Here is a 25,465-nt window from a genome sequence, read left to right on the forward strand (position 1 = left end):
GGACAAAACTACTACCTTACATCAGCCCATGAAATATGTGCTTGCTCGGGCGGATACATATATTCTTCCGTATTCTGTTGTGTTTTCCCCAATTCTAAATTCCATTCTTCTCAAAGAACCAAAATTAAATTCGTTTCCTTTGTAAAATTCTTCGTTAAGATGAACTCTCATAGGGAATTCTTTGTCATCCTTTTTTAGAATAAAACCAATAGAAGTTGTGTCATTAATTTTTTCCTTATCTTCTTTATAAACTTGAAATGTTCCATTACCAACCATTTCATTCAAAAAGGTTTTTTTAGAAATATTACCAAAATTTATATCTTCGAATGGTCCGGTAATCGTGTTGCAACAAATAAATAAGAAACAAATAAAAGGAAGTAATAGGATATTTTTTTTCATAATTGAGATGTTTGTTTTTTTAGTTCGGTGCGCTAATATGGCTGGTAACTTGTATATACTCGCTATAAACTATCGCATATACACCCAAAATTGGGTAGATTGGCGCTATAAAGTAGCGTATTATTAATCAAATATATAAATATTTTATTACAAATTATCAACTGAGCTTTTAATTCACTGCAGGCCTTTCGTGCTTACATGGGTTTACATTTCAGTAGTCTCACCGCTAATAATACCTGATTATAGGCCATTAAAAAAGATACCTAGTAGACTGCCCCCAAAAAGTTAGACACTTATTGGGGGCATTTTTATGAGTAGAAAAATCAAGTATGACATTGACTTTAAGAAGTCAGTTGTTGAGAGAGTTATTAATGGAAAATCTGGCTGTAAGTCAATAGCATATGAGTTTTCCTTACAACACGGTATGGTTAGGCGGTGGGTTTCTTTTTACCGTAGGTATGGCCTTGAAGGACTTAAGCCTATTAAAAATAGCTATTCTGCTGATTTTAAGCTAAAAGCTATTGAAGAGATGAGAAATAAATACTTATCTTTATCTGAAACCTGCATACACTTCAAAATCCCAAGTATTGGTACCTTAATGAAGTGGATAGCGATTTATGACAGTGAAGGCCCATCAGGTTTAGCATTAGAAAGAAGAGGAAAACGTAAAACTATGCCTAAAAAACCTAAAAAGCCGTTAACACGTGAGGAACAACTATTGGAAGAGTTGACCGACTTAAAAGCAGAGAATGCCTATTTAAAAAAGCTTCATGCCTTAGTTCAATCAGAAAAAGAGAAAGAAGAAAAGCGGAGATCATCCAGGAACTAAGGCATCAGCATGGATTAGCTAGACTACTCAAACATGCCGGGATGGCCAGAAGTACTTTCTATTACCATATAAAAAAATTGGGTAATGGAGATAAGTATACGTCTGTTAAGAAAGAAATCAAGCTTATATACCATCAGCACAAAGGTCGCTTCGGATATAGAAGAATATTGTTGGAAGTTAAGAAAAGAGGATATGTGATCAATCACAAAACTGTTTATAAACTTATGCAAGAGCAAGGGCTAAAAAGTCTGATTAGAGGCAAGAAATATGTTTCTTACAAAGGGGCACTAGGCAAGATAGCACCAAACTTACTTCAGAGAAACTTCAAAGCGTCCGGGCCTAATGAGAAATGGGCTACTGACATAACGGAGTTCAGGGTTAAAGACAAGAAACTTTACCTGTCTCCTGTGATTGATTTATTTAATGGAGAGATTGTCAGCTATACAACTTCGGAAAACCCAAATATTAAGCAGGTTATAGATATGCTTAAAAAGTGTAAGCGAAATAAAAACGGTAAAACATTGATACTACACTCAGATCAGGGTTGGCAATATCAAATGAAGGCATACCAATTTATGCTCAAAAGAAAAAATATCAGCGCAAGTATGTCCAGGAAAGGAAACTGCTTGGATAATGCAATTATAGAAAACTTCTTTGGAACATTAAAATCTGAGATGTTTTATCTTAAAAAGTATAATTCCATAGCAGAATTAAATAAAGATATTATAGACTATATAAAATACTATAACAATGATAGAATCAGACTTAACTTAAAAGGAATGAGCCCAGTACAATACCGAGCTCATTCAGAAAATCTTAATTAATTTAACCGTCCAACTTTTGGGGGTAAGTCCATAGGTATCTTTTTTAAATTATATGTTATCAGTAAAAACTTGTATAATTATTCTATTATAGTGCAATATGCTTGCTTTCTATCCTTAAAAAATTGATATTCCTTTTCCGAAAGTTTAACTTTAGAGAGTACTTTTAATCTTTCAGGTACATTTCCATTAGCATCTACAACCTGACTTCTAGTATTAATATTAAATAAATCAAGTCTTAATCTGACTATATCATTTTCTATTATTTCTTTTGGCATTATTTCACTATAAGAATCAAGTCCCAATGCTACTGCAATTCTAGAAAGTAACCTTATATTCGCTTTAGCAGAATCTTTTGGATTTTCAATACCTCCAATATAACCTTCTGACACACCTATTCTTTGAGCAAGCGTAACTTGATCAATGCCTGCTTTTATTCTTGCATACCTAATATTTTCCTTGATTTGAAAATCGATTTCTGCTGTTACTATTTCTACAATCATGATTATAAATTAGTTGGCAATGAAGGAATTTTAAAATTTATTATCACATGCCTATGGATATGTGATAATATTTTATATATTTGTTTAAAATTAAGTAATGAATTGTAATTTTGCGTTTCTTCATGTAAAAATATTTGAAGCATTCGCTTTGAATCTCGTACTAGAAAATTGGCCTTTTCAAATTACCACGAGATGATAAGTATGATGCTCACGTCCCATGGCGTGGGCTCACTTATTTGTGGTAAGGTATGGCCAATACCTCTAGTGCAGTAAGCTGAGTTCCATGCCATTTTTTTTGGCCATTAATTAGGCAAAACTCAACTTCCATTCTTAGCAACGCTTCCTTTTTTTATAGTCTCGCAGCAGTTTAACCCGCTAAAACCCGCATGCCTATGAGTAAACTACAGCTACACACCTAAAACAGCCAACGCCCAGCGTTAACAGTGGTTTATGTCACTAAACCACAACAATCCCAGTCAGGAAAACCGCATTTTCTAAACTGGTGTGCAATACCTATGCCAACTTTAAACTATTAACCATTAACTATAAAATGCCTATGATGAAATAAAGGGTTACTACTAAACTAAGAAACACCTGCACCGCCAGCCTCTTTGAACAAAAGGTCTCATTAATTTAATTTGAATTTATTAATGGTGCAGGATGTTTTTTTATAGTGAGATGTGAGTCGTGAGATGTTAGATGTGTCCTTCGACTCTTCGACAAAAGATTAGGACTGGCTCAGCTCAGGATGACGATGAGATGTGAGAATATAGAGTATAGAAGTAAGATAGATGATGGACGAAATACGATGGACGAACAACCAAAACCCATCGTGATAACTATCTGGACTGACAACCTATACATAACCCATAACCGACAACCGATAACCCATAACTGATAACAGAAAACCGACAACTGATTACAGATCACTGATAACCGATAACCCATAACCTACTAAATAACATGAAATATTACAAACAAATACTAACCGCATTAATGCTCGCACTAATAACGCTAATATTCAATTGGATTTATGGTTGAAAAATTTAGAAGCACGAACTAGTATTCAAAAACCGCCCTTCTATTTTTATCCCAGAAAATCGAAGAATGGATTTAAGCCTTGGCCGAAGGGAGTGACCCCCGAGTCGAGTGCGTAGCACGAGCGGCTGGGGTCGCGATAGGGAAATAAATACGAAGATTTTCAGGATAAAAATAGTCAGGCTAGCGTTTTTTGGTTCTTTTTTGGGCGATGCAAAAAAGAACAAATAACAATTAAAATTCAACTGCTTATAGATAAAAATAAATTAATGTTTAATTCCTAACCACTAACAAAAGATCAACTATGACAAAATAAAAAACCTTACATCAAGACTTTAAGACATTCAACTTGATGACTTTAAGACTCATAAAAAAAGGCCCTCTAACCCGTCTGCAAACTAGTATAGAGAACCCTCGCAAACAAAACTCACATTTCATTTAACTAAACCAATATTATGAAAAATAATTCATTAATCAAGGGGATAAGGACAACGGTATATTCCTTAATTTTAGGAATTTGCCTGTTCTCCTCCTCTGCTGTAGCCAAGAACCACCTACTCTTTTCAAGTTTTCAACAACCAACACTTAAAATTAGTGGTACAATCACTGATGGTAGCGGCCCCTTACCTGGAGTTACTGTTACCGTTAAGGGAAACTCTACAACTTCAATATCTGATTACAATGGTCAGTATGCAATTTCCGCCTCTCCTACTGATATTCTTGTTTTTTCCTTTGTAGGCTATACCACCTTAAATATTCCTGTAGCGGGACGCACTGTAGTCAGCGTGCACTTACAAGAGGATGCTACCCAACTGCAAGAAGTGCGTGTCAACGCAGGCTACTATTCCGTAAAAGAAAGCGAACGCACGGGAAGTATTGCAAAAATCACGGCAAAGGATATTGAGAAGCAACCGGTAACCAATGTACTTGCTGCCATGCAGGGCAGGATGGCAGGAGTTAGCATTACACAAACCACAGGAGTGGCTGGTGGTGGGTTCGATATTCAGATACGGGGACAAAATAGTCTTAGACCGGATGGAAACCGACCGCTATATATTATTAATGGTGTCCCCTATGCCAGCGATCCTGTTGGATTTAACGCCTCAGCTACGATTATGCCCACTTTAACAAGTCCGTTGAATAACTTGAATCCCGGGGATATTGAAAGCATAGAAGTGCTCAAAGATGCCGATGCCACCGCCATATATGGCTCGCGCGGCGCCAATGGAGTAGTACTCATTACCACTAAAAAGGGAAAGGCGGGCAAAACCTCCTATACAGCCCATTACTCGCATGGTTTTGGGAAAGTAACCCGTTTTATGGATTTAATGAATACAGATCAATACGTACAAATGCGTAAGGAAGCGTATGCAAATGATGGCTATACGAAGTATCCCGCTTCTGCTTATGAAGTCAATGGTACTTGGGATCAAACCCGCAATACCAATTGGCAAAAAGAGCTCACAGGAGGGAGTTCGACGATCACGAACCTACAAACATCCGTTTCAGGTGGTGATGAGCAAACTCAGTTTATCATCAATGGAAATTATGGGAAGGAAACCACTGTTTTTCCTGGTGATTTTGGATATAAAAAAGGAAATGTCCGTATCAATCTCAACCATCTAGCCACTGATAAAAAGTTTGGAATTACTTTTTCGTCTGGATATACCGTACAAGACAATAATCAGCCCTCTACCGATCTTACCACTATTTCGAGAAAACTAGCGCCAAATGCCCCAGCACTATATGATACTGAAGGGCAGCTAAACTGGGAAAATAGCACTTGGGAAAACCCTTTGAGTAATCTAAAAGGTAAATCGCTGAGCAAAACCTATGATTTTGTGGCCAATTCCATTTTATCCTATGCCTTGCCTTACCATTTGGAACTAAAATCTAGTTTTGGTTTTACTGACCTCAAGCATACAGAGAGTAGTACTTTTCCATCGACCATTTATGATCCTGCTTACGGGCTGGACAGTGTGTTTTCGTCGATTTTTACTAATACGACTTCCCGTCAATCTTGGATTGTGGAGCCCCAACTCAATTGGCATACCACTATTGGTAGAGGGAAGATCGCAGTATTGGTGGGAAGTACTTTTAACCAGCTAACTGGTCAACAGCTTGTTTTGGCGGGCGAAGGATTTACCAGCAACAGTTTAATTTATGATTTGGCATCAGCCTCCACTGTTAGTATCATGAGTAGCGGTACGACTGAATACAAATACCAAGCTTTTTTTGGACGAGTCAATTTTAGTTGGCAGGACCAGTATTTTGTGAATGTTACGGGTAGAAGGGATGGTTCAAGTCGTTTTGGACCAGGTAATAAGTTTGCCAATTTTGGTGCCGTTGGTGCAGCCTGGCTTTTTTCGAAATCCTTTTTTGACAACGGTAGTACTTCTTTTTTAAGTTTTGGAAAACTACGTGCCAGTTATGGCACAACAGGAAATGACCAAATTGGGGATTACCAGTTTTTAGATACCTACAGCTCCTCAGGAAATCCTTACCAAGGAATTGTTGGACTAGAACCTACTCGCCTTTTTAATCCTGATTTTGGATGGGAAAGCAATAAGAAATTTGAGATAGCAACAGAACTCGGTTTATTTAACGACCGTATTTTCATGACCGCTGGATGGTTTCGCAATACCTCATCAAGCCAGTTAGTAGGGATTCCCTTGCCTGGTACAACAGGATTTAACAGCATACAAGCTAATCTTGATGCTAGTGTGCAGAATGACGGGGTCGAATTGACCTTGCGAACCGTAAATTTTCAAAAGAAGAATTTTGGATGGAGTACAAATTTCAACATCAGTGTTTTGAATAATAAACTGTTGCGATTTCCCGATTTAGATAGCTCCACCTACGCCAACAAGTACATCATTGGATCGCCTTTAAACATCGTAAAAGTATATCATTTTACGGGACTTGACCCAGCAACAGGACTGTATCAGTTTGAAGATTTTAATGGGGATGGACAACTATCGGCAAAAGACGATAAGCAGTATCTAATAGACTTGAATCCTGAGTTTTATGGAGGGTTGCAAAACCAGTTACACTATAAAGGGATACAACTCGATTTTCTATTCCAGTTTGTCAAACAACTGAATTACAATTCGGCTTCAACTCTTGGCTTGCCAGGAAGTCGAAACAACCAGACTACTGATGTACTAGCTCGATGGCAAAATCCAGGTGATATAGGTCCTTTTCAGCAATACAGCACGGGAGCTAATGCTGCAGTTGCCAGTGCTTATACTAAATATAGGGATAGTGATGCAACGATTACAGATGCTTCTTACATTCGATTGAAGAATGTGGCCTTGAGTTATCAGCTTCCCCCTAGCTGGTTAAAAGGTGTCGAGTGTAAACTCAATATTCAGGCACAAAACGTACTTACCCTGACTTCCTATCGAGGAGCTGACCCTGAGTTTAAAACAAGAGGAGTATTGCCTCCTTTGAAAATAATTACTACTGGCATCGAATTCATTTTTTAACCTTAAATCCACTGAAATGAAAAATCTATTTACTAAAGGAAGTTTTTTAATTAGGGTACCTAAAAAACAGATGCGTTCTCTTACATTAACATTTTCTATAGCCTTATTCTTGTCACTTATGGCTTGTGAAAATTTTGTAGAAACTGAACTACCATCTTCACAGCTTGCCGCTGGTGATCTATTCGAAAGCTCCGCTACTGCTAACGCAGCTATGGTCGCTATTTATGCGCAATTGCGTAGTTCTACACTATTAACTGGATCCCCCCTTGGACTGTCCAATCAGTTGGGGCATTATGCAGACGAGCTCACTTTTTATGGCGATACTGAAAATTCAACCTTTGGATTTTACACCAACAGTCTGTTGGCATCCAACGATGCTGTTGCCGGATTATGGACTAACAGTTACCATGTTATCTATACTACTAATGCGATACTAGAAGGCGTTGCTGTCTCCAGTGACTTACCAAATGAAATAGGCCAACGGCTGACTGGAGAAGCCCTTTTTGTACGGGCTCTAGTTCATTTCTATTTGGTCAATTTATATGGAAATATTCCCTATATCACCTCAACAGATTATAGGCAAAATAGAGTTGTCAGTCGCATGGCTGTGACCGATGTATACGAATCGATAATTGCTGACTTAAATCGTGCTGTTCCGTTGCTTCCTCAAGAAGACACAAGTGGAGAACGGGTCAGACCCAATCGCTACGCAGCTCAGGCTTTACTGGCAAGAACCTACTTGTATGCCGGATTATGGTCAGAGGCATCCAATGCCGCTTCTGCTGTCCTTAACAATACCGCGGATTATGCCATAGCAGACGATCTTAATGCTGTTTTTTTGAATAGCAGTCGCAGCACAATATGGCAATTTTCACCTGCCTACTATGGTAATAGCACGCAAGAGGGAGGCCTATTTATATTTACTGCAGGACCACCTCATTTTACGGCTTTAAGTGATGTACTTATGGCCGATTTTGAGCCAATGGACCAGCGCAAAAATTACTGGACCAAGGCAGTAACTGATGGAACAACAACCTGGTATCATGCTAATAAATATAAAGAAAATAATAGTACTGCTGTCTCCACGGAGTATTCCGTGATTTTTCGAATTGAAGAACAGTACCTCATTCGAGCCGAAACACGAGCACGGGCTGGAGACCTTATTGGTGCGAAAGAAGATTTGAATGTGATTCGAAATAGAGCGGGACTCGATTCGACCCTGGCTACTTCACAACAGCAGATTTTAGATGCTATTTTAAAAGAGCGACGCATAGAATTATTCAGCGAACACGGACATCGTTTTTTTGATTTAAAACGATATGAAAAACTCAGTGAAGTGCTGGGAAGTAAAATTGGTTGGAACTCGACCGATGCATTGCTTCCTATTCCAGAAACCGAAATACTGCTGAACCCCAACCTTGCCCCCCAAAACACAGGCTACTAATAAAACATATTATGATAAATAAAAAAAGATATACCTCGATGATCATTTACCGGCATTGCTATCGAATGATTGCATTATTATTGTTTTTGGTTTCCAACCTCTCCATAGGACAGACCAATGAAAAAAAGCCATTGACTGCTGCTGATTACCACTTGTGGGGAAAACTGGTGTCACAACAACTTTCAGATAAAGGCCAATGGGTGAGCTACAGCGTAAATTATGAATCGCATCAAGACACCTTATTTGTGCGCAATACCCACAATTTAAATACCCATGTTTTTCCGAAGGGAAAAAATGGAAAATTTAGCAAAGATGATTTTTTCGCCTATTTTCCTGCTCCAAATACTCTGCAACTAGTCGATTTAAAAACGAGTCAACTAACTACATTTGACAATGTTACGGACTTCCTTTTCACTACTGATAATCAATATCTTATTCTTAGCATTCGTGACGAAAAACAGCAAAAGATAGTGATTTGTAAAAATAATGGACAAGTACTTAAAAGCTTCGATAGCGTACTTTCTTACGCTTGGAGTACCGACCAGACTATGCTGGGCATTATCACAAAAAGTGAGAAAGGATCTGTTGCGGAATTAGTATTTATGCAGGAACAATTCCCACAATTAAAAATGGCACACAGCCTAGATGAAAACTTTGAAAAAATAGCGTGGAGTAAAAGCGGTAAAGCTTTGAGTTTTTATAGCACTTCTTTAGCTAATCCTTTAAAACCAACTCTTTATCACTATACTATCGCCCAAAAGAAGTTGGTGTTTTTTGATTCCAACCGTGCAGCATTTCCTAAAGCAATGCAATTGTCCACTGATTTAGCTCCACTGGTTTTATCGGATGATGGAGAAAGAGTATTTATGAAAATCTGTAAAAACGATCCAACGGCAACGGCGACGGATACTGCTATGGTTTGGAAAACTACCGATCGTTTGTTGTATCCCGAAAGAAAGCAAATGGGAAACACCGTTTTTTACGGACTATGGTGGCCAAAAAGCAATCGCTATGTACAAATAACCGATACTACACTATCGACGATGATGCTAAATGGTAATAAAAAAATAGCCCTTTTATTTGATGATGGAGCCTACCATCCCCAATTCAAAGACAATGGTGATGTAACTTCGTGGTTACTTAATCTGGATACAGGTAAAAAGCAACTTTTCCTGAAAAAGCATCCCAGTTTAGATTATCCTATCCTTGCCTCCCCTGGTGGTGGCTATTTTAGTTATTTTAAAGATGGAAACTGGTGGGTATACAATATTGCCCAAGCCAAGCATAGTAACGTTACCCAAAACAGGTCTGTATTTTCAGAGCAGCCCTATGTTGTACAAGAAGATGCTGAACCTTTTGGACTTGTAGGCTGGAGTGCAAACGACGAATCATTGCTGATTTATGACCAATTTGATCTTTGGGAAATTACTCCCGATGGTAGTAGAGCCAAGCGTTTAACTAGTGGAAAGGAAAACAATCATGTTTATAGAATAGCGCTGCAAGAGCAAGCACAACGCAGTGCTTACAATTACAGCGGTTTGACCAGCGCCTGTTTCAATTTGGACGAAAAACTCTTTTTACAGGTTCATAGTACCGATTATAGATCCAGTGGTTACTCTCTGTGGCAGCGTAATACCGGTTTACAATCAATCGTATTCGAAGAAAAGAAAATTAGTTATTTGATGAGTTCCAAAAAAGGAAACGCCTATGTCTATCGCGAAGAAACCTTTGAGCACTCGCCTGCTCTGATTTTTAAATCAAGTACTCAGATACGACCTACTCTTGTTCATCAAAGCAATAGCCAACAACAAAAATATTTGTGGAGTACCGCGAGAAATATTGCCTATACTAACAGTTCAGGCATCCCTTTGCAAGGGGTACTGTTTTATCCTGCAGGTTATGATCCGCAAAAAAAATATCCAATGGTAGTCCATATTTACGAGAAACAGTCGAAAGAATTACACTGGTATGTAAATCCTTCTCTACATAATACAGTAGGATTTAATGTACGTAATTTAACGGCTCAGGGCTATTTCGTATTGTATCCAGATATCGTTTACCAAGAAGGTCAGCCCGGACAATCGGCACTGGATTGCGTTTTGGCAGCCACCGATGCAGCGCTTTTGAAAGCGTCTATTTCACCTGAGCATATAGGCCTTATCGGTCATTCTTTTGGTGGATACGAGACTAATTTCATCATTTCGCATAGTAATAGATTTGCAGGGGCTGTATCAGGGGCTGGCATATCTGATTTCACTAGTTTTTATTTGCATATTAACGGTGCAACAGGCAAAGCAAATTACTTTCGTTTTGAACTACAACAGTTCCGAATGGGCACGTCCTTATTTCAAAACAAACAGGGCTATTTTGATAATTCACCCGTGCTAGATGCTGCAAATGTGACTACGCCTCTTTTGTCTTGGTCAGGAGATACCGATCCACAAATACATTACTTACAAACTGTGCATTTTTACATGGCGTTAAGGAGACTGCAAAAGCCATGCACGATGTTACTCTATCCAAATGAAGGGCATGCATTATCACAGCGGATGAATCAACAGCATTTAACGCAACAGATTGAAAGGTGGTTTGATTCTTATTTAAAGAAGAAGGGGCTAGCCGATATAAAGTCGCCAATTAATTGAAAATAAACCGATGTTAATTTCTAAAAAAAGCAATGCGGTTTCTATTTAAAAGAAACCGCATTGCCATCGGGTATTTCCTAAGATTAGAACTGATCGCTTTTACCTATTGCTTGTAAAGTGGAACATTACAAGTTGTAGCCTCTGGATTAGTTTTACCCCACAATCTTACCTCTTCCACTCCTATAGTGCAAAAGTCTGTACCAATATCAGAACACATGTTAGAAATATTACAAGCCGATGAAGGACTGGTATGTGTGTATCCTTGTTTTGCAGCAAATACTTTTGAATTTTTATTCATAGCATTTGAACTGAATGCGCCAGCTACGGCAACTGCAATGACTGCCATAGGCAAAATCATTTTTGAAATTTCTGTTTTCATAATTATAGAATTAAAAATTGATGATCTACTCTGTTAACAGGTTTTCGATCGTATCCCTGATACTGCGCAGTATAATTTTAGACAGATAGAACTCCTGTCATTATTTTTTGGGATTGCTTTTAAAGAGGGTGTTCAACTTGTAAAGTACCAAATGTGTGCCTACGATAGCGAACAGTAGATTGCCTTGAACGATAAAGCTTTTCATTGTTTCTTTCTTTACATTGTATATAGGAAAACTAAAAAGATAACTATTATTTGAAAGGTCATAAACATCTATTATAGTTGCCGTGTCCCATAGTTCTATTGCTTCATATTTCCCAGGTAATGCAGACGCCACATACAGCAGATTATTGTGAACAGCAATTGATTTATTAACTACAAAAGGAGGGGTAGACATTTTTAGTTCTTTGGAAGCAGGCAGGTATTTTACTTGAATTTTTGCCTTGCTAAACGTATCAATAGTTTTACCTCGACTAACAACTGAAAGACTTTGGTCTGTTGTAATAAACTGATTCCTGTACTTGTATATGTAGACGACACTACGCTTTACTTTGTCATATTTAAGCACACCATCTGTATCAAAGATCCCATCAATCTGTTTTTCCAAAAGTTTCGGTTTAAAATCTGTAGTATTTTCTGTTGCAAGTTTAAATAGTCCTAAGATATTTTCTCCAGTTTTAGGTCCAAAAGCACGGAAAACAACTGTGTTAGTATCTACTGGCTCTGCCAGAGTATATCTAATCGCTATAGGTGCTTGTAATTTTGCTTTCCAATTTGCTGTTTTCCCTCTATAAATACAGGGAACGGTTCCATCAAATAAGTAGAAAGAGGAATCAAGCACACGTACTTCGGCACTATGAAAAGAAAAATCGACTCGATCAAGCTGAATATTATGCTTGTTAATTGTTTTTAAAAGAGTGTCCGCCACTGTAATTTGGAATGGTGTTGTATAATTACCCAGATATATTTTTCCAGGATTGGTTCCTGCAAAATAGTAAGAATTGTATTTAAGATCATGTTGTCGTATTTCAGTTGCGGGATAATGAGGAAAGCGTCTGGTGAAATTGTTGCGATGATGAATAATATCTTCTGATAATACAAAAAGTAAAACTACAACGGCAATACTAGTAACCAATAAAGTTGGAACTGTAATAAAAATGCTGTTGCGTTTTCTTGTATTGTCGGTTAATTTGGTAGATGTTAACTGCAGAATGCCTATTAGTGCCAACACCACAAAAACAATATTAAATATAAGATGCTCCGTCCACCCCATCTTCTCCAAAATCCCACCACAAGAGCATGGAACAAAAGAACTAAAATTTAAAATGACAATAATATAAGTCGTGAACATAACCATCAGACTAAAGGCAGCTAACAATCCTATAAAACGAAATCTCGGAATAAGCAGTAATAAGGCTATGAGTAGTTCCACAGTTGGAACACCCCAAGAAACCGACCCTGCAAAAGCACTTAGTAATGGTGACTGTCCCAGTTGCACTTGAAAGTTCTCAAAATCCAATATTTTACTCACTGCAGCATAAACAAATAGTAGTATGTACAACAGACAAATTACCTCTAAGATTCCCTTCTTTATTGCAGTACTTACTTTCATATCTGTTCTTTATAGGGTTAAACCGAATGAATTCTAAATGTTCACAACTTTGAAGTTTCTATGGATAAGGATTTAAAAGATTCAAAGTCTTTCCGATTATTTAAAACAATCATTCTTAAAGACGTACCAAAATTACAGCCGTTTTCTTGGAAACATGGTTTGAAAATCAAGCCAAAATATTTGAAAATCAAGCCGTTTTTCAAATAATGAAGAGAAACAGCAATTACTCTTAGAACCAAAGATGATTAAAACCAAAGAATGCCAAATAAACAAGATCAGTTCATTTGGCATTCTAATGTTTCTATTTAATAATCCTTTCTACTTCGTGGCTCCACTCAACGCATTCAGTTTTTCACTTAGTTCTATCAATCCAGCTTTTAAGAGACACTCCCCTCCTAGCGACCTCAACTCTTCCAAATTTTCTTGCGGAACACTTGTCAATAAGTTTGATACTTTATCATCGACTTTAGCCAATAATCCACGTTCGATTACATGGTTTAATAACAATACATTTTTACGGGAGATTTTCAAATCAATCTTCACCAGCTCATTCATACCAGGGATACTAAGGATCGTATCAAAAACCTGGGCTACATCATTTGTTGTTAGCATAATCTTCTCGTTTTAAATTAATAATTCAGTACTCCAAAAATAAGAAGCTTGCTTCAATTTATCCTAGTCAAAATATGATGAGGATTGGACAAAGGATTTAGCTTTTTTACTTTAGTAAGCGGAATCTGAATTATGAACCTGATAAAATGTATGTTATGAATTTCAGCAACAATAGCTTTTCGATAGAGCAAGCCAAAGCAATAGATATAATTAATTACTTAAAGTCATTGGGTTTTGAACCTGAAAAAATTAGGCGCAATGACTACTGGTACCTGTCACCATTGAGAGATGAAAAAGAAGCTTCCTTTAAAATCAATCGCAGATTAAATCGTTGGTATGACCATGGCCTTGGCAAAGGCGGAAACTTGGTTGATTTTGGTATCGAATTTTACAAGTGTAGCATTCCTGAATTACTACACAACTTAAGTGGAAATCTATCTCTTCAACAGCCAATACTTTCTTCTTTAGAAAATAGTGTCCAACAAGAACCTAAAATTAAAATTATAGAAGTGACTAAGCTTACTTCTTATCCGCTATTACGCTATCTCGAACAGCGTACTATTCCAGTTGTAATTGCACAACAGTTTTGCAAGGAAGTTCACTACAATTTAAATGATAATACTTACTACGGAATTGGTTTCCAAAATGACTTGGGAGGCTATGAGATTCGCAATCCTTATTTCAAAACAACAGCTTCTCCTAAGGGAATATCCACCTGCGAAAATGGCAGTAATGAGGTAGTTGTTTTTGAAGGCTTTTTTGACTATTTATCCTTTAAAGCGATAACCAAAAACCTTCCTGAAAACAGTCAGAATTTTGTCATTTTAAACTCTGTTTCTTTTTTCGAAAGAGCACGTCCTTTTATGGAAAAACATGAATCCATTCGGCTTTATCTTGACCGGGATGAAACGGGACAAAGCTATACGAAGCGTGCACTTTCTCTGAGTACAAAATACAAAGATGAAAGTAACCTCTATAAAAACTATAAAGACCTCAACGACTGGGCAATGAATTTTGGAAAATCAAAGAAAATTAATTTACGGCAAAAAAATAGCTAGCTGCAGTACCAATTCCCCTATAAATTATTGCTGTGCAATATACTATCTAAAAAACGACTACAATAACCAATGCCATTATAATTAGCTAAAAGATTGCCAGGTTCCTGCAATCGGCAAGATGTCCGGTTGTATCACAACCGATTCTTGCTGCCTATTCACTCGGGACTCGTGGCCAGTGACACTGAAAGATTAATAGAGTTTGTAAATATGAACATGAGAACTAATGAAAGAGCAAAACAACAACCGAACAAAGTGGCTTCATTTGCGTTTGAGTCCTGATGAACACAAAAAAATAGTGAAGGAATTCAGCAAATCAACCTGCAGAAAACTAAGTGATTATGCCCGAAAAAACCTGTTGCAGAAACCAATCGTCAAAACCTATCGAAATCAATCTTTAGATGATTTTATGGCGGAAATGATGCGTCTGAGAGGCGAATTGAACGCTATTGGAAACAACTTTAATCAGGCTGTAAAAAAGTTACATACCCTGAATCAAATTACCGATTTTAAGCACTGGCTCATCAGTTATGAGTTGGAGAAAAAAATACTTTTTAATAAGGTGGATGAAGTAAAGAAACAGATTCAAAAAATGGCGGAATCATGGTTGCAATAATCAAAACCGGACACTCCATCCATCGAATTTTAAACTACAATGAAAACAAAGTGCAGCAAGAAGTTGCGCACTGTATTGGGGCTGGAAATTACCCGGTCGATATTGACAAAATGAGCTTTACCATGAAACTAAACCGGTTCTTGAAACAGGCTGCTTTAAATGAAAATGTGAAACGAAACAGTGTCCATATTTCGCTCAATTTTGATGTGACCGAAAAAGGAATTTCAAAAGAGAAACTGATGGAAATAGCGGATACCTATATGGAGAAAATTGGTTTTAGCGAGCAGCCGTATTTGGTCTATCAACATCATGATGCTGGACATCCACATATTCATATTATTTCTATAAAAGTCAGAGCTGATGGCAGCAGGATTGATATGCAGAATATTGGTCGAAACCAATCTGAAAAAGCAAGAAAAGAAATTGAAATATCGTATGGATTAGTTCCGGCTGAAAAACATAAAAGAGAAAAAGAATTAGTCGCAAAACCAGTTAATGCCAGCAAAGTAGAATACGGACGTACCGATACCAGACGAGCCATAACCAATGTACTGGATAAAGTTCTTAAAAATTATAAATACACCAGCCTCCCCGAATTAAATGCGGTACTCCAACAGTATAATGTTACAGCGGATCGAGGAAGCGAAAATTCAAGGATTTTTCAGAATGGAGGTTTAGTGTATCGCATCCTAAATGAAAGTGGTGAAAAAGTAGGCGTTCCAATAAAAGCCAGTGATTTTTATAGCCATCCAACACTGAAATTTTTAGAAGAACGATTTATTGTAAATGAAAAAGCACGAACACCCCACAAGTCCAGAATAAAAAACACAATTGATATGGCGTTACTCAATCCACAAAAAATATCAATTCAGGAACTTAAAAAAACTTTGGCACTATCTGGAATCAATATGGTTTTTCGGCAAAATGGAGAAGGTTTACTCTATGGTATTACGTATGTGGATCACCAAACGCAATGTGTATTTAATGGAAGTACTTTAGGAAAACAGTATAGTGCAAAAGCCATTCAGGAACGTTGCGGCTTTAATGATGGAGCGCAACAAAAAGCAAGCATTTCTAAAATTAAAAAATCGCATGGAGTCTCAATACAAAAAGATTCCAAAGAAATATTCCTTGCATCAAGCGCTCCTGATTCACTAAAGAATTTTGCTACTAAACCCACTTTGGAGATTGGCAAATTGATAAACACATTTACACAGTCGGAACAGGATTCCTCGTATCTGCCAAATCAATTGAAAGCCAAGAAGAAAAAGAAGAAACGAAAAGGACAATCTGATAACCAATAAAGAAAATTATTATGGCTATGCAAACGGGAGAGAACGAACAGGCATTACGTAAAATACTCGATATGACCCGACTAATTAGTATCGTAATTTTACTGCTCCATTTTTATTATTACTGCTATACCGCTTTCAAAGAATGGAGTTTTGTTAGCACCTTCAGCGATACAATTTTGGGCAATATACACCGTACTGGAATGTTCAGTAATTTTCATAAATCCAAGGTTTTTGCATTATTCTTTTTATTGATTTCCTTACTTGGAGCCAAAGGACGCAAAGACGAAAAATTGAATCACAAAACGGCCTTTGCCTACATCATTACGGGTGTGTTGATTTACTTTTTAAGTTATCTATCGCTTTACCTAAAAGCAAAAACTACTGAAGTAGCGATTGCTTATATCAGTATTAGCTGCATCGGATTTTTATTGATGCTTTCAGGAGGCACATTACTCTCACGGATTATAAAAAACAGGTTGAATAACAAAGATATTTTCAATAAAGAAAATGAAACGTTCCCACAGGAAGAGCGATTGCTAGAAAATGAATATTCGATTAATCTTCCAGCTCGTTATCATTTGAAAGACAAAGTTCGAAGCAGCTGGATTAACATTATCAATCCCTTTCGAGCCTTAATGGTTTTGGGTACACCTGGCTCTGGTAAATCTTATTTTGTGATTCGGCATGTGATCACCCAGCACATTCGCAAAGGGTTTACGATGTTCATTTATGATTTTAAATTTGATGACCTTTCTAAAATCACCTACAATACCTGGCTGAAATACAAGCACCTCTATCCTATTCCACCGCAATTTTATGTGATTAATTTTGATGATTTGAGTCGTACACATCGATGCAATCCACTGGAGCCTTCTGCTATGACCGATATCACGGATGCAGCAGAATCGGCACGAACGATTTTATTGGGACTCAACAAAGAATGGATCAAAAGACAGGGTGACTTTTTTGTGGAGTCGCCTATCAATTTTCTGACTGCCATCATATGGTATTTAAGGAAGTACAAGGAAGGGCAATTCTGTACGCTGCCGCATGTTATTGAGCTCATGCAGCTCGACTATGATAGTCTGTTTACCATCTTACGGACGGAGAAAGAAATTGAAGTACTCATCAATCCGTTTATCAATGCCTACCTCAATGATGCAATGGAACAGCTCGAGGGACAAATTGCTTCTGCTAAAATTGCAATGGCTAGGCTTTCCTCGCCCCAATTGTATTATGTACTATCCGGAAATGACTTTACTTTAGACATCAATAATCCAGCCGAACCCAAAATTGTCTGCATGGGAAATAACCCCCAGAAAATACAAATTTATGGCGCTGTCTTATCTTTGTACGTCTCCCGCTTGGTAAAACTGGTGAATCAAAAAGGAAAACTAAAAAGCAGTCTGATCTTCGATGAATTTCCAACTATCTATCTTAACAATATGGATAGCTTGATCGCAACAGCTCGAAGCAATAAAGTAGCCACCTGTTTAGGCATTCAGGACTTTAGCCAGCTCCGTAAAGATTACGGCCGAGAACAGGCTGATGTGATTCTAAACATCACGGGAAATATTATTAGTGGTCAAGTTACTGGTGACACAGCTAAGCAACTGTCTGAACGATTTGGAAAAATCATGCAGGATCGAGAATCACTATCTATAAATAGCGGTGACACCTCCATCAGCCGTTCTAAACAATTAGAGTCTGCCGTTCCTCCTTCTAAGATTTCTTCCTTGAGTTCCGGTGAATTTGTGGGTATGGTTGCCGATGATCCTGACTGCAAAATTGAACTAAAAACGTTTCATTGTGAAATCGTCAACGATCATGAAGCGCTAAAAAAAGAACAGGATAATTATATTGATATTGATGTAATCAGAAAGATTGATACCACAATAGTACAGCGAAATTATCTGCAAGTAAAACAAGATGTTCAAGAGATCATGCAATCTGAAATTGGGCGACTGTTGCAGGATCCAAGCCGGGCTTATTTGGTTTTGAAGAAGTGAGATACAACAGCTTACAAATGAATTATTGGCTTTATTTTTAGTTGAAAAAGCCAGATTAAACACTTATTTACATTTCAGTACTAGTAAAAGGAATTATTCAAACAAGTAATAGATCTAGTAGACTAATTCTTGTTTATTTACAGTTCGACAGTTTAAAACACTAATATATTGACTTTTATAATTCAAAATGATTAAAATAGTTTTCACCTTATAGCTTATCATATTCTATAAGAGTTTTGTTCAATACCTTAACAAATTATATAGCAAATATCTCTTAAATAGAAATTGTGTAAGACTTTTATTATCCTTAAGTTTGGGTATCTTAAAAATGTAATTTCAAAGCTATGGATAAGTATAGAGAAGTAATTGAGGAACTAATCCAATTTAGAAATGAAAGAGATTGGAAACAATTTCATGATTCAAAAAATTTGGCGCTTGCCATTTCAATTGAAGCTGCTGAACTCAATGAAATTTTCTTGTGGAAAAAAGGAGATGAAGCAGAAAACGTCAATAAAGACAGATTAAAAGAAGAGCTTGCTGATGTATTATCTTTTGCTTTTTTACTTGCTGAAAAACATGATTTAGATATTTTTGATATTGTTTCAGAAAAAATTAAAAAAAATGCTCTAAAATATCCTGTTGAAAAAGCAAAAGGCACTGCGAAAAAATACAATGAACTATGAGTCAAAACCCTGTTTTCTCTATTAAAAAATTCGATTTTGATTCAAGCCTGGTAAGTGAATTTAATAATATTCATTACGTTAAAGATTTGTGGCCTGTTGTTTATATTTTAAGTGATGGAAATGTAAACGAAGCCTATGTTGGTGAAACTACAGATGCCTATGCTAGGATGAGTAGTCATTTAAAGCATAACATAAAAAATAAATTAGCAGCGGTCCATTTAATTTCAAGTGAAAAGTTTAATAAATCTGCAACATTAGATATAGAATCTAATCTCATTAAATATATTTCTGGTGATGGCCAATATAAATTAATTAACGGAAACGTTGGATTAGCTAATCACAATTATTACCAAAAGAAAGAAGTCTATTGGGATATATTTAAATCCATTTGGGATAACTTAAGATCGGTTGGAATAGCTAAACACCCTATTGATTATATTGATAATTCTGATTTATTTAAATATTCACCCTACAAAACTTTAACCTCAGAACAAAAGAGCGGTCTACTGGTTATTATGAAAAATCTTCTGGATAATAGATATAAAAATATTATCATTGAAGGTGGTGCAGGAACTGGGAAAACAATTTTAGCCATCTTCTTATTTAAGTTACTTAATACTACAAACGAAGATTTTAATTTTGAGGAATTCGGAAATGATGAATTTGAATTCATGGAAATTGTCTTTCAATTGAAAATAAAATATCCAAACCCAAAAATGGCATTAGTTGTTCCGATGTCGTCTTTTAGAACTACTTTAAAAAAAGTTTTTAAAAATATTAAGGGATTAAATGCCAATATGGTAATTGGTCCTGCAGAAATCGTAAAGGACACTTTTGATATTGTTATTGTAGACGAGTCACATCGATTACGAAGACGAGTTAATTTAGGCGCCTACTTTAGAGCGTTCGATGTTGTCTGTGAAAAATTAAATTTAGACAAACATACTTGTAATGAATTAGACTGGATAATGAAACAATCTGAAAGTGCTGTTTATTTTTATGATGAAAACCAATCCATTAAACCATCAGATGTAAAGAAAGAAGATTTTGATAAACTAAAAGTAAATGGTTTAACAAAAATTGAACATTTAAAATCTCAGTTTAGAGCAAGAGGCGGCAATGATTATGTCAAGTATATTGATAAACTATTAAAATGTAATTTAAATCCTTCAGACACAGTTTTTAGTTCTAAAGAGTATGAATTTATTCTTTTTGATTCTATAGAAGACATCGTAAATGAAATAAAATCTAGAGATATCGAGAACGGGCTTTCAAGATTAGTAGCTGGTTATTCTTGGCCTTGGACGACTAACAAAAAAGATGCCAAGCAAGATTATGATATTGAAATTGAAAACACAAGATTAAAATGGAATAGTACAAATATTGATTGGGTTAATTCCAAAGATTCTAGAGATGAAGTGGGTTGTATTCATACTACCCAAGGTTACGATTTAAATTATACAGGAATAATTTTTGGAAATGAAATTACATATGACAAAGAAAACAATCAAATTAAAATTTTCAAAGAAAATTATTACGATGTAAATGGAAAACAATCCATTGTTGATCCAGATGAGTTAAAAAATTTCATACTAAATATATACAAAACGATAATGCTTAGAGGTATTAAAGGGACGTATGTATATGTTTGTGATAAAAACCTAAGGGATTATTTCTCTCAATTTATTCCAAAATATAAGACTGAAAAAGAAAAAGTGCTTTTAGAAGATAATGAAGTTATTCCCTATGTAAATAGTATTCCATTATATGATTTAAAAGTTGCAGCAGGAAACTTCAGTGAATTACAAACCGTAGATAATTGTGAGTGGATGGCATTACCTACAACTTATAAACCATCACGAGATTTATTTGCTTGTAAAATTATTGGTGAGTCTATGAATAAAATAATTCCAAACGGATCAATTTGTATGTTCAGAAAATATTCAGCTGGTTCTAGAGATGGTAAAATAGTACTGGTTGAACATACTAATATACAAGACCCTGATTTTGGTTCGGGATATACCGTAAAAGAATATAGAAGCAAGAAAAAAATTGAAGGTGAACTGTGGAGTCATGAATCCATTATTTTAAAACCGCTTTCAGATAATATGGATTACGAAGATATCATACTTGAAGAAGAGGATGTGAGTACTTTGAAAGTAATTGGGGTGTTTGAGTGTGTGTTGTAAAAAAATAATTTCGTTACCCATAAATCAATAAAATGGTTTATGAATTATCTGGTTTCAGTGAGGAAGAGATTGCTATAATTAAACAATTTTAAAATAGGTTATGAGTAAAAAATTTATTTATCTAAATGGTCAAAAATCAGTCGAAGTTGAGTACAATGAAGATATTGTCAGTAATGTATATATTAAGTTTCTATAATTTGGTTCCTAGTTGTCATATATGCAACTCAAATTTTAAAGCAAAAAAGAAGTTTAATATAACAAAAAACATTCATCCTTATATAGAGGGGTTTAGTAGCGACATGGTTTTCTCAATCAAACCAAGAAACATTAATTTTATTAATGGAAATCATTCTGCATATAGGATAAAGTTTAAAAAAGGAAATTTAAGTACGTGGAATAATGTTAAAGCTGTATTTGAAAACACCTCAACATTTCAGCTAACTAAATTGTATAATATGCATAAAGATTATGTTTATGAAATTATTCAAAAATCAATAATTTATAACCAAGATTATATAAATAGTTTATATCAAACTTTTGGAGGAACACTATTTAAAATGAAGATGATGTAAAGTGATTTTTCTAAGGTAACTACATAGACCAATAGAGCTATTCTAAAAGACCTTTAGCAAAACTAACAGCGGATATTTCAAAAGAGTTAGGATTGATTTAATAACATAACTTGTATGATATTTTAGCAAATACTATGATTAAGAATAAAGACTGTGTAAAAACGAATAAAATTAATTGATTTAATAATATAAGATTAATGCAAAAATACTCAGTAAATCAACATTTAATAGAAACCCTTTTAACTTGGGTAAAATCAGGAGAAATAGCAATACCCGAAATACAAAGACCTTTCGTTTGGGACAGTTCCAAAGTGAGAGATTTAATGGATAGTTTGTATCAAGGTTTCCCTATTGGCTATGTCATTGCATGGCGCAATCCCAATGTCCGTTTGAAAGACGGCAGCATGAGCGAGGGCAAGAAAATACTAATTGATGGTCAGCAAAGAGTTACGGCATTAACGGCTGCCATCCTTGGCGAATATGTGATTGACAAAACCTATAAGAGAGTAAAAATAAAAATTGCTTTTAACCCTATTCTTCAAAAATTTGAAGTTCAAAACCCAGCTATTTTAAAAGATGTGAGTTGGCTTCCAAATATTTCGCAAGCTATTAATGGCGAGGTTAGTATTTTGAAATTAGTACGTCAGTATTTATCTCAAAACCCTGATGTTGATGAAGACGTAGTGGAGAAGTCATTTACGAATCTAATCAACATCCCTAAAAAACAAATTGGAATTATCGAACTGGCTCATGATTTGGATATTGAAACAGTAACAGAAATATTTATTCGTATCAACTCAAAAGGAGTCGTATTAAGTCAGGCAGATTTTGCCATGAGTAAAATTGCTTCCAATACAGAATACAACGGAAATCAACTAAGAAAAGCGATCGATTATTTCTGTCATTTGGCAATCTCTCCAGAGTTTTATAAGCATATTGAAGACAATGACGATGAGTTTGCAAAAACAGAGTTTTTTCAAAAAATGAAATGGTTAAAATCTGAAACTGAAGATTTATATGATCCAACTTATACAGATATGATTCGTGTTGCATTTACATCACAGTTTAACAGAGGAAAACTTTCGGATTTGGTAAGTTTACTTTCAGGACGGAATTTTGAAACCAGAACATTTGAAGATGCAATAGCCGAACAATCCTTTGCTAAATTTAAAATAGGTATCATGAACTTTATGAACGAAACCAATTTTAAACGATTTTTAATGATAATTAAATCCGCAGGTTTTATTTCTCCAAAATTGATACGTTCTCAAAATGCTTTAAACTTCGCTTACATTCTTTATTTGAAACTAAAGGAGTTGAATGTAAATTCGGTTGAAATAGAAAGTTATGTGAGACGATGGTTTGTATATTCTGTATTAACAGGAAGGTACTCTGGTTCTGCTGAATCCTTTTTTGACTTTGACATCAAGCAAATCAACAACAGACCCTTTGATGAATACCTAAAAGAAAAAGAAGAGGGAGAGTTATCAGAAGCTTTTTGGAATGCTTCGCTACCTCAAAGTCTTGACACTTCAGTAGCAAGTAGCCCTTATTTTAATGTCTTCCTGGCTTCACAAGTAAAAGCTAATGACAAAGGATTTCTATCTAAAGATGTTCTGGTAGGTGATTTAATATCTTTGAGAGGAGACATTCATCATTTATTCCCCAAAGACTATTTAAGAAAAAATGGACTAGAAAGAGGGAAATATAATCAAATTGCCAACTATGTTTATATGCAGTCTGAAATCAATATTAAAGTAGGAAACAAACCTCCTAAAAATTACTTTGAATTAATCAACTCAAAAATTGAAGGCGATAACAAATTGGTTAGCGGTATTTCTAAACAAAGTCAACTCCTAGATAATTTAAAGTGTAATTGCGTTCCTGATTCTATTATGAACATGGAGATCGATGATTACCACGAATTCCTTGTTTTAAGACGAAAATTGATGGCTCAAAAAATTAAAAATTATTATTTTACACTTTAGAAATGGCAGAGTTTATTACCGAAAAACAATTAGATGACAAACTTACTGACATCATCTGGAATGCAAAAAAAGAACTTATTATTCTTTCCCCTTATATCATATTAGATGAGTATTGTAAAAAAATATTTAAACAATTAAAGAACAATCCTGAACTTAAAATTGTGATCATTTTTGGTAAAAACGAAAGAGAAACTAGTAAAAGTTTGAATCCAGAAAATTTAGAATTATTCAAAAAGTTTAGCCATGTCACTATAATTTATTGCCATAATTTACATGCTAAATATTTTTCCAATGAAAGTGAAGCCTTATTGACTTCTCTGAATCTTCTTGGTAAATCTATGACAGGAAACATTGAATATGGTATCTGTTTTCAAAAGGAAGAATCCAAATCTGAAAAATTGTATGAAGACTCCCTAAACTATACTAAAGAATTGCTCTCAAAAAACCCATGTATTTATGTTAAAAGACCTGTATTTATAGAAACCAGTAAAGACAAAACTAAAAGATATATTGAGTCTAAAGTAATTTATGATGTTACCGAGTTACTCTATAACAACACTTTTTTTGAGAAAAAATATCATAATGAATTTGAGACTGAATTGGTAGAAGCTGCTGAGAAACCTACTAGAGAAAATTATACTCATGATCGTAAATACTTAGGTGTTTTAAACTCGACTAAACCTAATCCCACTGACAAAACAATTGTTATCGAAGCAGAAGTTGATAAAATCATAAAAGTCAATAAAACTATTTTTCCATTAATAGATAAGGACCTTATAAGAATTCATCAATACTTTCAAGAAAGGTATTCAGGAGTTAAAATAAATAGCACCAATACATATGTTTTTTGCAAAAAATTATTGCCTTATGCTGATGTTATGTTCAGAGATGGTCTTGAGATTCGATTTAATTTTCAGTCGAAAAACTTGAATCAAATAATAAAAGTTCTAGAGAATATAAAATTTGAAGCTAACCATTACAAATACAAAAGGGAAATGAACTCAAATAACAACGGCCCAAGTTCCTATGCATTTATACCACTAGAAGTAACAGATATTCAAAAATTGATTTATGATTATGTTTTTATGACAAATACTATTTTAGATAAAACGAAATCGATAATCTAAACACAATAAATAAAATCATAATGCAATACTTTGCCTTTGTTCCCCCGCTGGTGAGAATGTCTCGCTAGTACTCATAACTAATAAGAGAAGTGTTACTTTCTAAGCTCATAAGTTAAGTATTACTGTTTAATTCAGAATCTAGACTAACGGCAAAACCTTTT

18 protein-coding genes are annotated in these 25,465 nt (G+C 35.4%); 13 read left to right on the forward strand and 5 right to left on the reverse strand.

Annotation, left to right across the window (positions count from 1 at the left end; all coding sequences use genetic code 11):
- Nucleotides 1–21: 21 nt before the first annotated feature.
- Entirely contained in the window at nucleotides 22–399 is a 378-nt protein-coding gene (locus tag FQU23_RS09880) for a hypothetical protein (protein ID WP_147673666.1), read from the reverse strand.
- Nucleotides 400–709: 310 nt separating this feature from the next.
- On the opposite strand from FQU23_RS09880, the gene FQU23_RS16360 reads away from it, so the two are divergent.
- Both FQU23_RS16360 and FQU23_RS16240 read left to right on the forward strand, forming a co-directional pair.
- Nucleotides 710–1,228, forward strand: a complete 519-nt coding sequence (locus tag FQU23_RS16360; protein ID WP_317165197.1) for a transposase — start codon at nucleotides 710–712, stop codon at nucleotides 1,226–1,228.
- On the forward strand, nucleotides 1,183–2,052 hold the full coding sequence (locus tag FQU23_RS16240; RefSeq protein ID WP_317165201.1) for an IS3 family transposase: 870 nt from the start codon (nucleotides 1,183–1,185) through the stop codon (nucleotides 2,050–2,052). Before FQU23_RS16360 ends, FQU23_RS16240 begins: the two co-directional genes overlap by 46 nt.
- A 77-nt stretch (nucleotides 2,053–2,129) precedes the next feature.
- Here the strand turns inward: FQU23_RS16240 and FQU23_RS09890 are convergent, their stop codons facing one another.
- Nucleotides 2,130–2,552, reverse strand: coding sequence for a helix-turn-helix domain-containing protein (locus FQU23_RS09890; RefSeq protein WP_147673667.1), 423 nt, complete (start codon nucleotides 2,550–2,552; stop codon nucleotides 2,130–2,132).
- 1,493 nt (nucleotides 2,553–4,045) lie between these two features.
- On the opposite strand from FQU23_RS09890, the gene FQU23_RS09895 reads away from it, so the two are divergent.
- The 3 genes from FQU23_RS09895 (at nucleotide 4,046) to FQU23_RS09905 (ending at nucleotide 11,167) form a co-directional block, all read left to right on the forward strand.
- The gene (locus tag FQU23_RS09895) at nucleotides 4,046–7,078 is read left to right on the forward strand and encodes a SusC/RagA family TonB-linked outer membrane protein (protein ID WP_147673668.1); all 3,033 of its coding nucleotides are present in this window, start codon (nucleotides 4,046–4,048) and stop codon (nucleotides 7,076–7,078) included.
- Between the two features lie 16 nt (nucleotides 7,079–7,094).
- Entirely contained in the window at nucleotides 7,095–8,522 is a 1,428-nt protein-coding gene (locus tag FQU23_RS09900; protein ID WP_245181103.1) for a RagB/SusD family nutrient uptake outer membrane protein, read from the forward strand.
- A gap of 65 nt (nucleotides 8,523–8,587) precedes the next feature.
- A complete protein-coding gene (locus tag FQU23_RS09905) occupies nucleotides 8,588–11,167 on the forward strand; it encodes an alpha/beta hydrolase family protein (protein WP_165425755.1) in 2,580 nt (859 codons plus the stop codon).
- A gap of 103 nt (nucleotides 11,168–11,270) precedes the next feature.
- On the opposite strand, the gene FQU23_RS09910 is transcribed toward FQU23_RS09905, so the two are convergent.
- The 3 genes from FQU23_RS09910 to FQU23_RS09920 form a co-directional block, all read right to left on the reverse strand.
- On the reverse strand, nucleotides 11,271–11,546 hold the full coding sequence (locus tag FQU23_RS09910) for a DUF6520 family protein (RefSeq protein WP_147673670.1): 276 nt from the start codon (nucleotides 11,544–11,546) through the stop codon (nucleotides 11,271–11,273).
- A 100-nt stretch (nucleotides 11,547–11,646) separates the two neighbouring features.
- Nucleotides 11,647–13,158 carry a MauE/DoxX family redox-associated membrane protein gene (locus tag FQU23_RS09915; protein WP_147673671.1) on the reverse strand — a complete coding sequence of 504 codons (1,512 nt, stop codon included), beginning with the start codon at nucleotides 13,156–13,158 and terminating at the stop codon, nucleotides 11,647–11,649.
- Between the two features lie 318 nt (nucleotides 13,159–13,476).
- On the reverse strand, nucleotides 13,477–13,770 hold the full coding sequence (locus FQU23_RS09920; RefSeq protein ID WP_147673672.1) for a hypothetical protein: 294 nt from the start codon (nucleotides 13,768–13,770) through the stop codon (nucleotides 13,477–13,479).
- A 155-nt stretch (nucleotides 13,771–13,925) separates the two neighbouring features.
- Here FQU23_RS09920 and FQU23_RS09925 point away from each other — a divergent pair, with 155 nt between their 5' ends.
- From FQU23_RS09925 to FQU23_RS09960, 8 genes are all read left to right on the forward strand, one after another.
- Entirely contained in the window at nucleotides 13,926–14,828 is a 903-nt protein-coding gene (locus tag FQU23_RS09925; RefSeq protein ID WP_147673673.1) for a toprim domain-containing protein, read from the forward strand.
- 223 nt (nucleotides 14,829–15,051) lie between these two features.
- Entirely contained in the window at nucleotides 15,052–15,441 is a 390-nt protein-coding gene (locus tag FQU23_RS09930) for a plasmid mobilization protein (protein WP_147673674.1), read from the forward strand.
- On the forward strand, nucleotides 15,429–16,745 hold the full coding sequence (locus tag FQU23_RS09935) for a relaxase/mobilization nuclease domain-containing protein (RefSeq protein WP_147673675.1): 1,317 nt from the start codon (nucleotides 15,429–15,431) through the stop codon (nucleotides 16,743–16,745). The genes FQU23_RS09930 and FQU23_RS09935 overlap by 13 nt, the downstream gene beginning before the upstream one ends.
- 17 nt (nucleotides 16,746–16,762) lie before the next feature.
- On the forward strand, nucleotides 16,763–18,745 hold the full coding sequence (gene mobC / locus FQU23_RS09940; protein ID WP_147673878.1) for a conjugal transfer protein MobC: 1,983 nt from the start codon (nucleotides 16,763–16,765) through the stop codon (nucleotides 18,743–18,745).
- Nucleotides 18,746–19,089: 344 nt separating this feature from the next.
- Entirely contained in the window at nucleotides 19,090–19,428 is a 339-nt protein-coding gene (locus FQU23_RS09945; RefSeq protein ID WP_147673676.1) for a nucleotide pyrophosphohydrolase, read from the forward strand.
- The gene (locus FQU23_RS09950) at nucleotides 19,425–21,617 is read left to right on the forward strand and encodes a DNA/RNA helicase domain-containing protein (protein WP_147673677.1); all 2,193 of its coding nucleotides are present in this window, start codon (nucleotides 19,425–19,427) and stop codon (nucleotides 21,615–21,617) included. The genes FQU23_RS09945 and FQU23_RS09950 overlap by 4 nt, the downstream gene beginning before the upstream one ends.
- Before the next feature lie 769 nt (nucleotides 21,618–22,386).
- The gene (locus FQU23_RS09955) at nucleotides 22,387–24,177 is read left to right on the forward strand and encodes a DUF262 domain-containing protein (RefSeq protein ID WP_147673678.1); all 1,791 of its coding nucleotides are present in this window, start codon (nucleotides 22,387–22,389) and stop codon (nucleotides 24,175–24,177) included.
- A 2-nt stretch (nucleotides 24,178–24,179) separates the two neighbouring features.
- Nucleotides 24,180–25,304, forward strand: coding sequence for a phospholipase D family protein (locus FQU23_RS09960; protein WP_147673679.1), 1,125 nt, complete (start codon nucleotides 24,180–24,182; stop codon nucleotides 25,302–25,304).
- The last annotated feature ends 161 nt before the right edge of the window (nucleotides 25,305–25,465 follow it).

Source organism: Flavobacterium sp. XN-5 (assembly GCF_008033395.2).
Classification (GTDB): domain Bacteria; phylum Bacteroidota; class Bacteroidia; order Flavobacteriales; family Flavobacteriaceae; genus Flavobacterium; species Flavobacterium hiemivividum.

Excerpts from the sequence above, each read along its gene's own strand:
- FQU23_RS09880 (WP_147673666.1), bottom strand. The coding sequence starts at position 399 with ATGAAAAAAAATATCCTATTACTTCCTTTTATTTGTTTCTTATTTATT.
- FQU23_RS16360 (WP_317165197.1), top strand. The coding sequence starts at position 710 with ATGAGTAGAAAAATCAAGTATGACATTGACTTTAAGAAGTCAGTTGTT.
- FQU23_RS09890 (WP_147673667.1), bottom strand. The coding sequence starts at position 2,552 with ATGATTGTAGAAATAGTAACAGCAGAAATCGATTTTCAAATCAAGGAA.
- FQU23_RS09895 (WP_147673668.1), top strand. The coding sequence starts at position 4,046 with ATGAAAAATAATTCATTAATCAAGGGGATAAGGACAACGGTATATTCC.
- FQU23_RS09900 (WP_245181103.1), top strand. The coding sequence starts at position 7,095 with ATGAAAAATCTATTTACTAAAGGAAGTTTTTTAATTAGGGTACCTAAA.
- FQU23_RS09905 (WP_165425755.1), top strand. The coding sequence starts at position 8,588 with ATGATTGCATTATTATTGTTTTTGGTTTCCAACCTCTCCATAGGACAG.
- FQU23_RS09910 (WP_147673670.1), bottom strand. The coding sequence starts at position 11,546 with ATGAAAACAGAAATTTCAAAAATGATTTTGCCTATGGCAGTCATTGCA.
- FQU23_RS09915 (WP_147673671.1), bottom strand. The coding sequence starts at position 13,158 with ATGAAAGTAAGTACTGCAATAAAGAAGGGAATCTTAGAGGTAATTTGT.
- FQU23_RS09920 (WP_147673672.1), bottom strand. The coding sequence starts at position 13,770 with ATGCTAACAACAAATGATGTAGCCCAGGTTTTTGATACGATCCTTAGT.
- FQU23_RS09925 (WP_147673673.1), top strand. The coding sequence starts at position 13,926 with ATGAATTTCAGCAACAATAGCTTTTCGATAGAGCAAGCCAAAGCAATA.
- FQU23_RS09930 (WP_147673674.1), top strand. The coding sequence starts at position 15,052 with ATGAAAGAGCAAAACAACAACCGAACAAAGTGGCTTCATTTGCGTTTG.
- FQU23_RS09935 (WP_147673675.1), top strand. The coding sequence starts at position 15,429 with ATGGTTGCAATAATCAAAACCGGACACTCCATCCATCGAATTTTAAAC.
- mobC (WP_147673878.1), top strand. The coding sequence starts at position 16,763 with ATGCAAACGGGAGAGAACGAACAGGCATTACGTAAAATACTCGATATG.
- FQU23_RS09945 (WP_147673676.1), top strand. The coding sequence starts at position 19,090 with ATGGATAAGTATAGAGAAGTAATTGAGGAACTAATCCAATTTAGAAAT.
- FQU23_RS09950 (WP_147673677.1), top strand. The coding sequence starts at position 19,425 with ATGAGTCAAAACCCTGTTTTCTCTATTAAAAAATTCGATTTTGATTCA.
- FQU23_RS09955 (WP_147673678.1), top strand. The coding sequence starts at position 22,387 with ATGCAAAAATACTCAGTAAATCAACATTTAATAGAAACCCTTTTAACT.
- FQU23_RS09960 (WP_147673679.1), top strand. The coding sequence starts at position 24,180 with ATGGCAGAGTTTATTACCGAAAAACAATTAGATGACAAACTTACTGAC.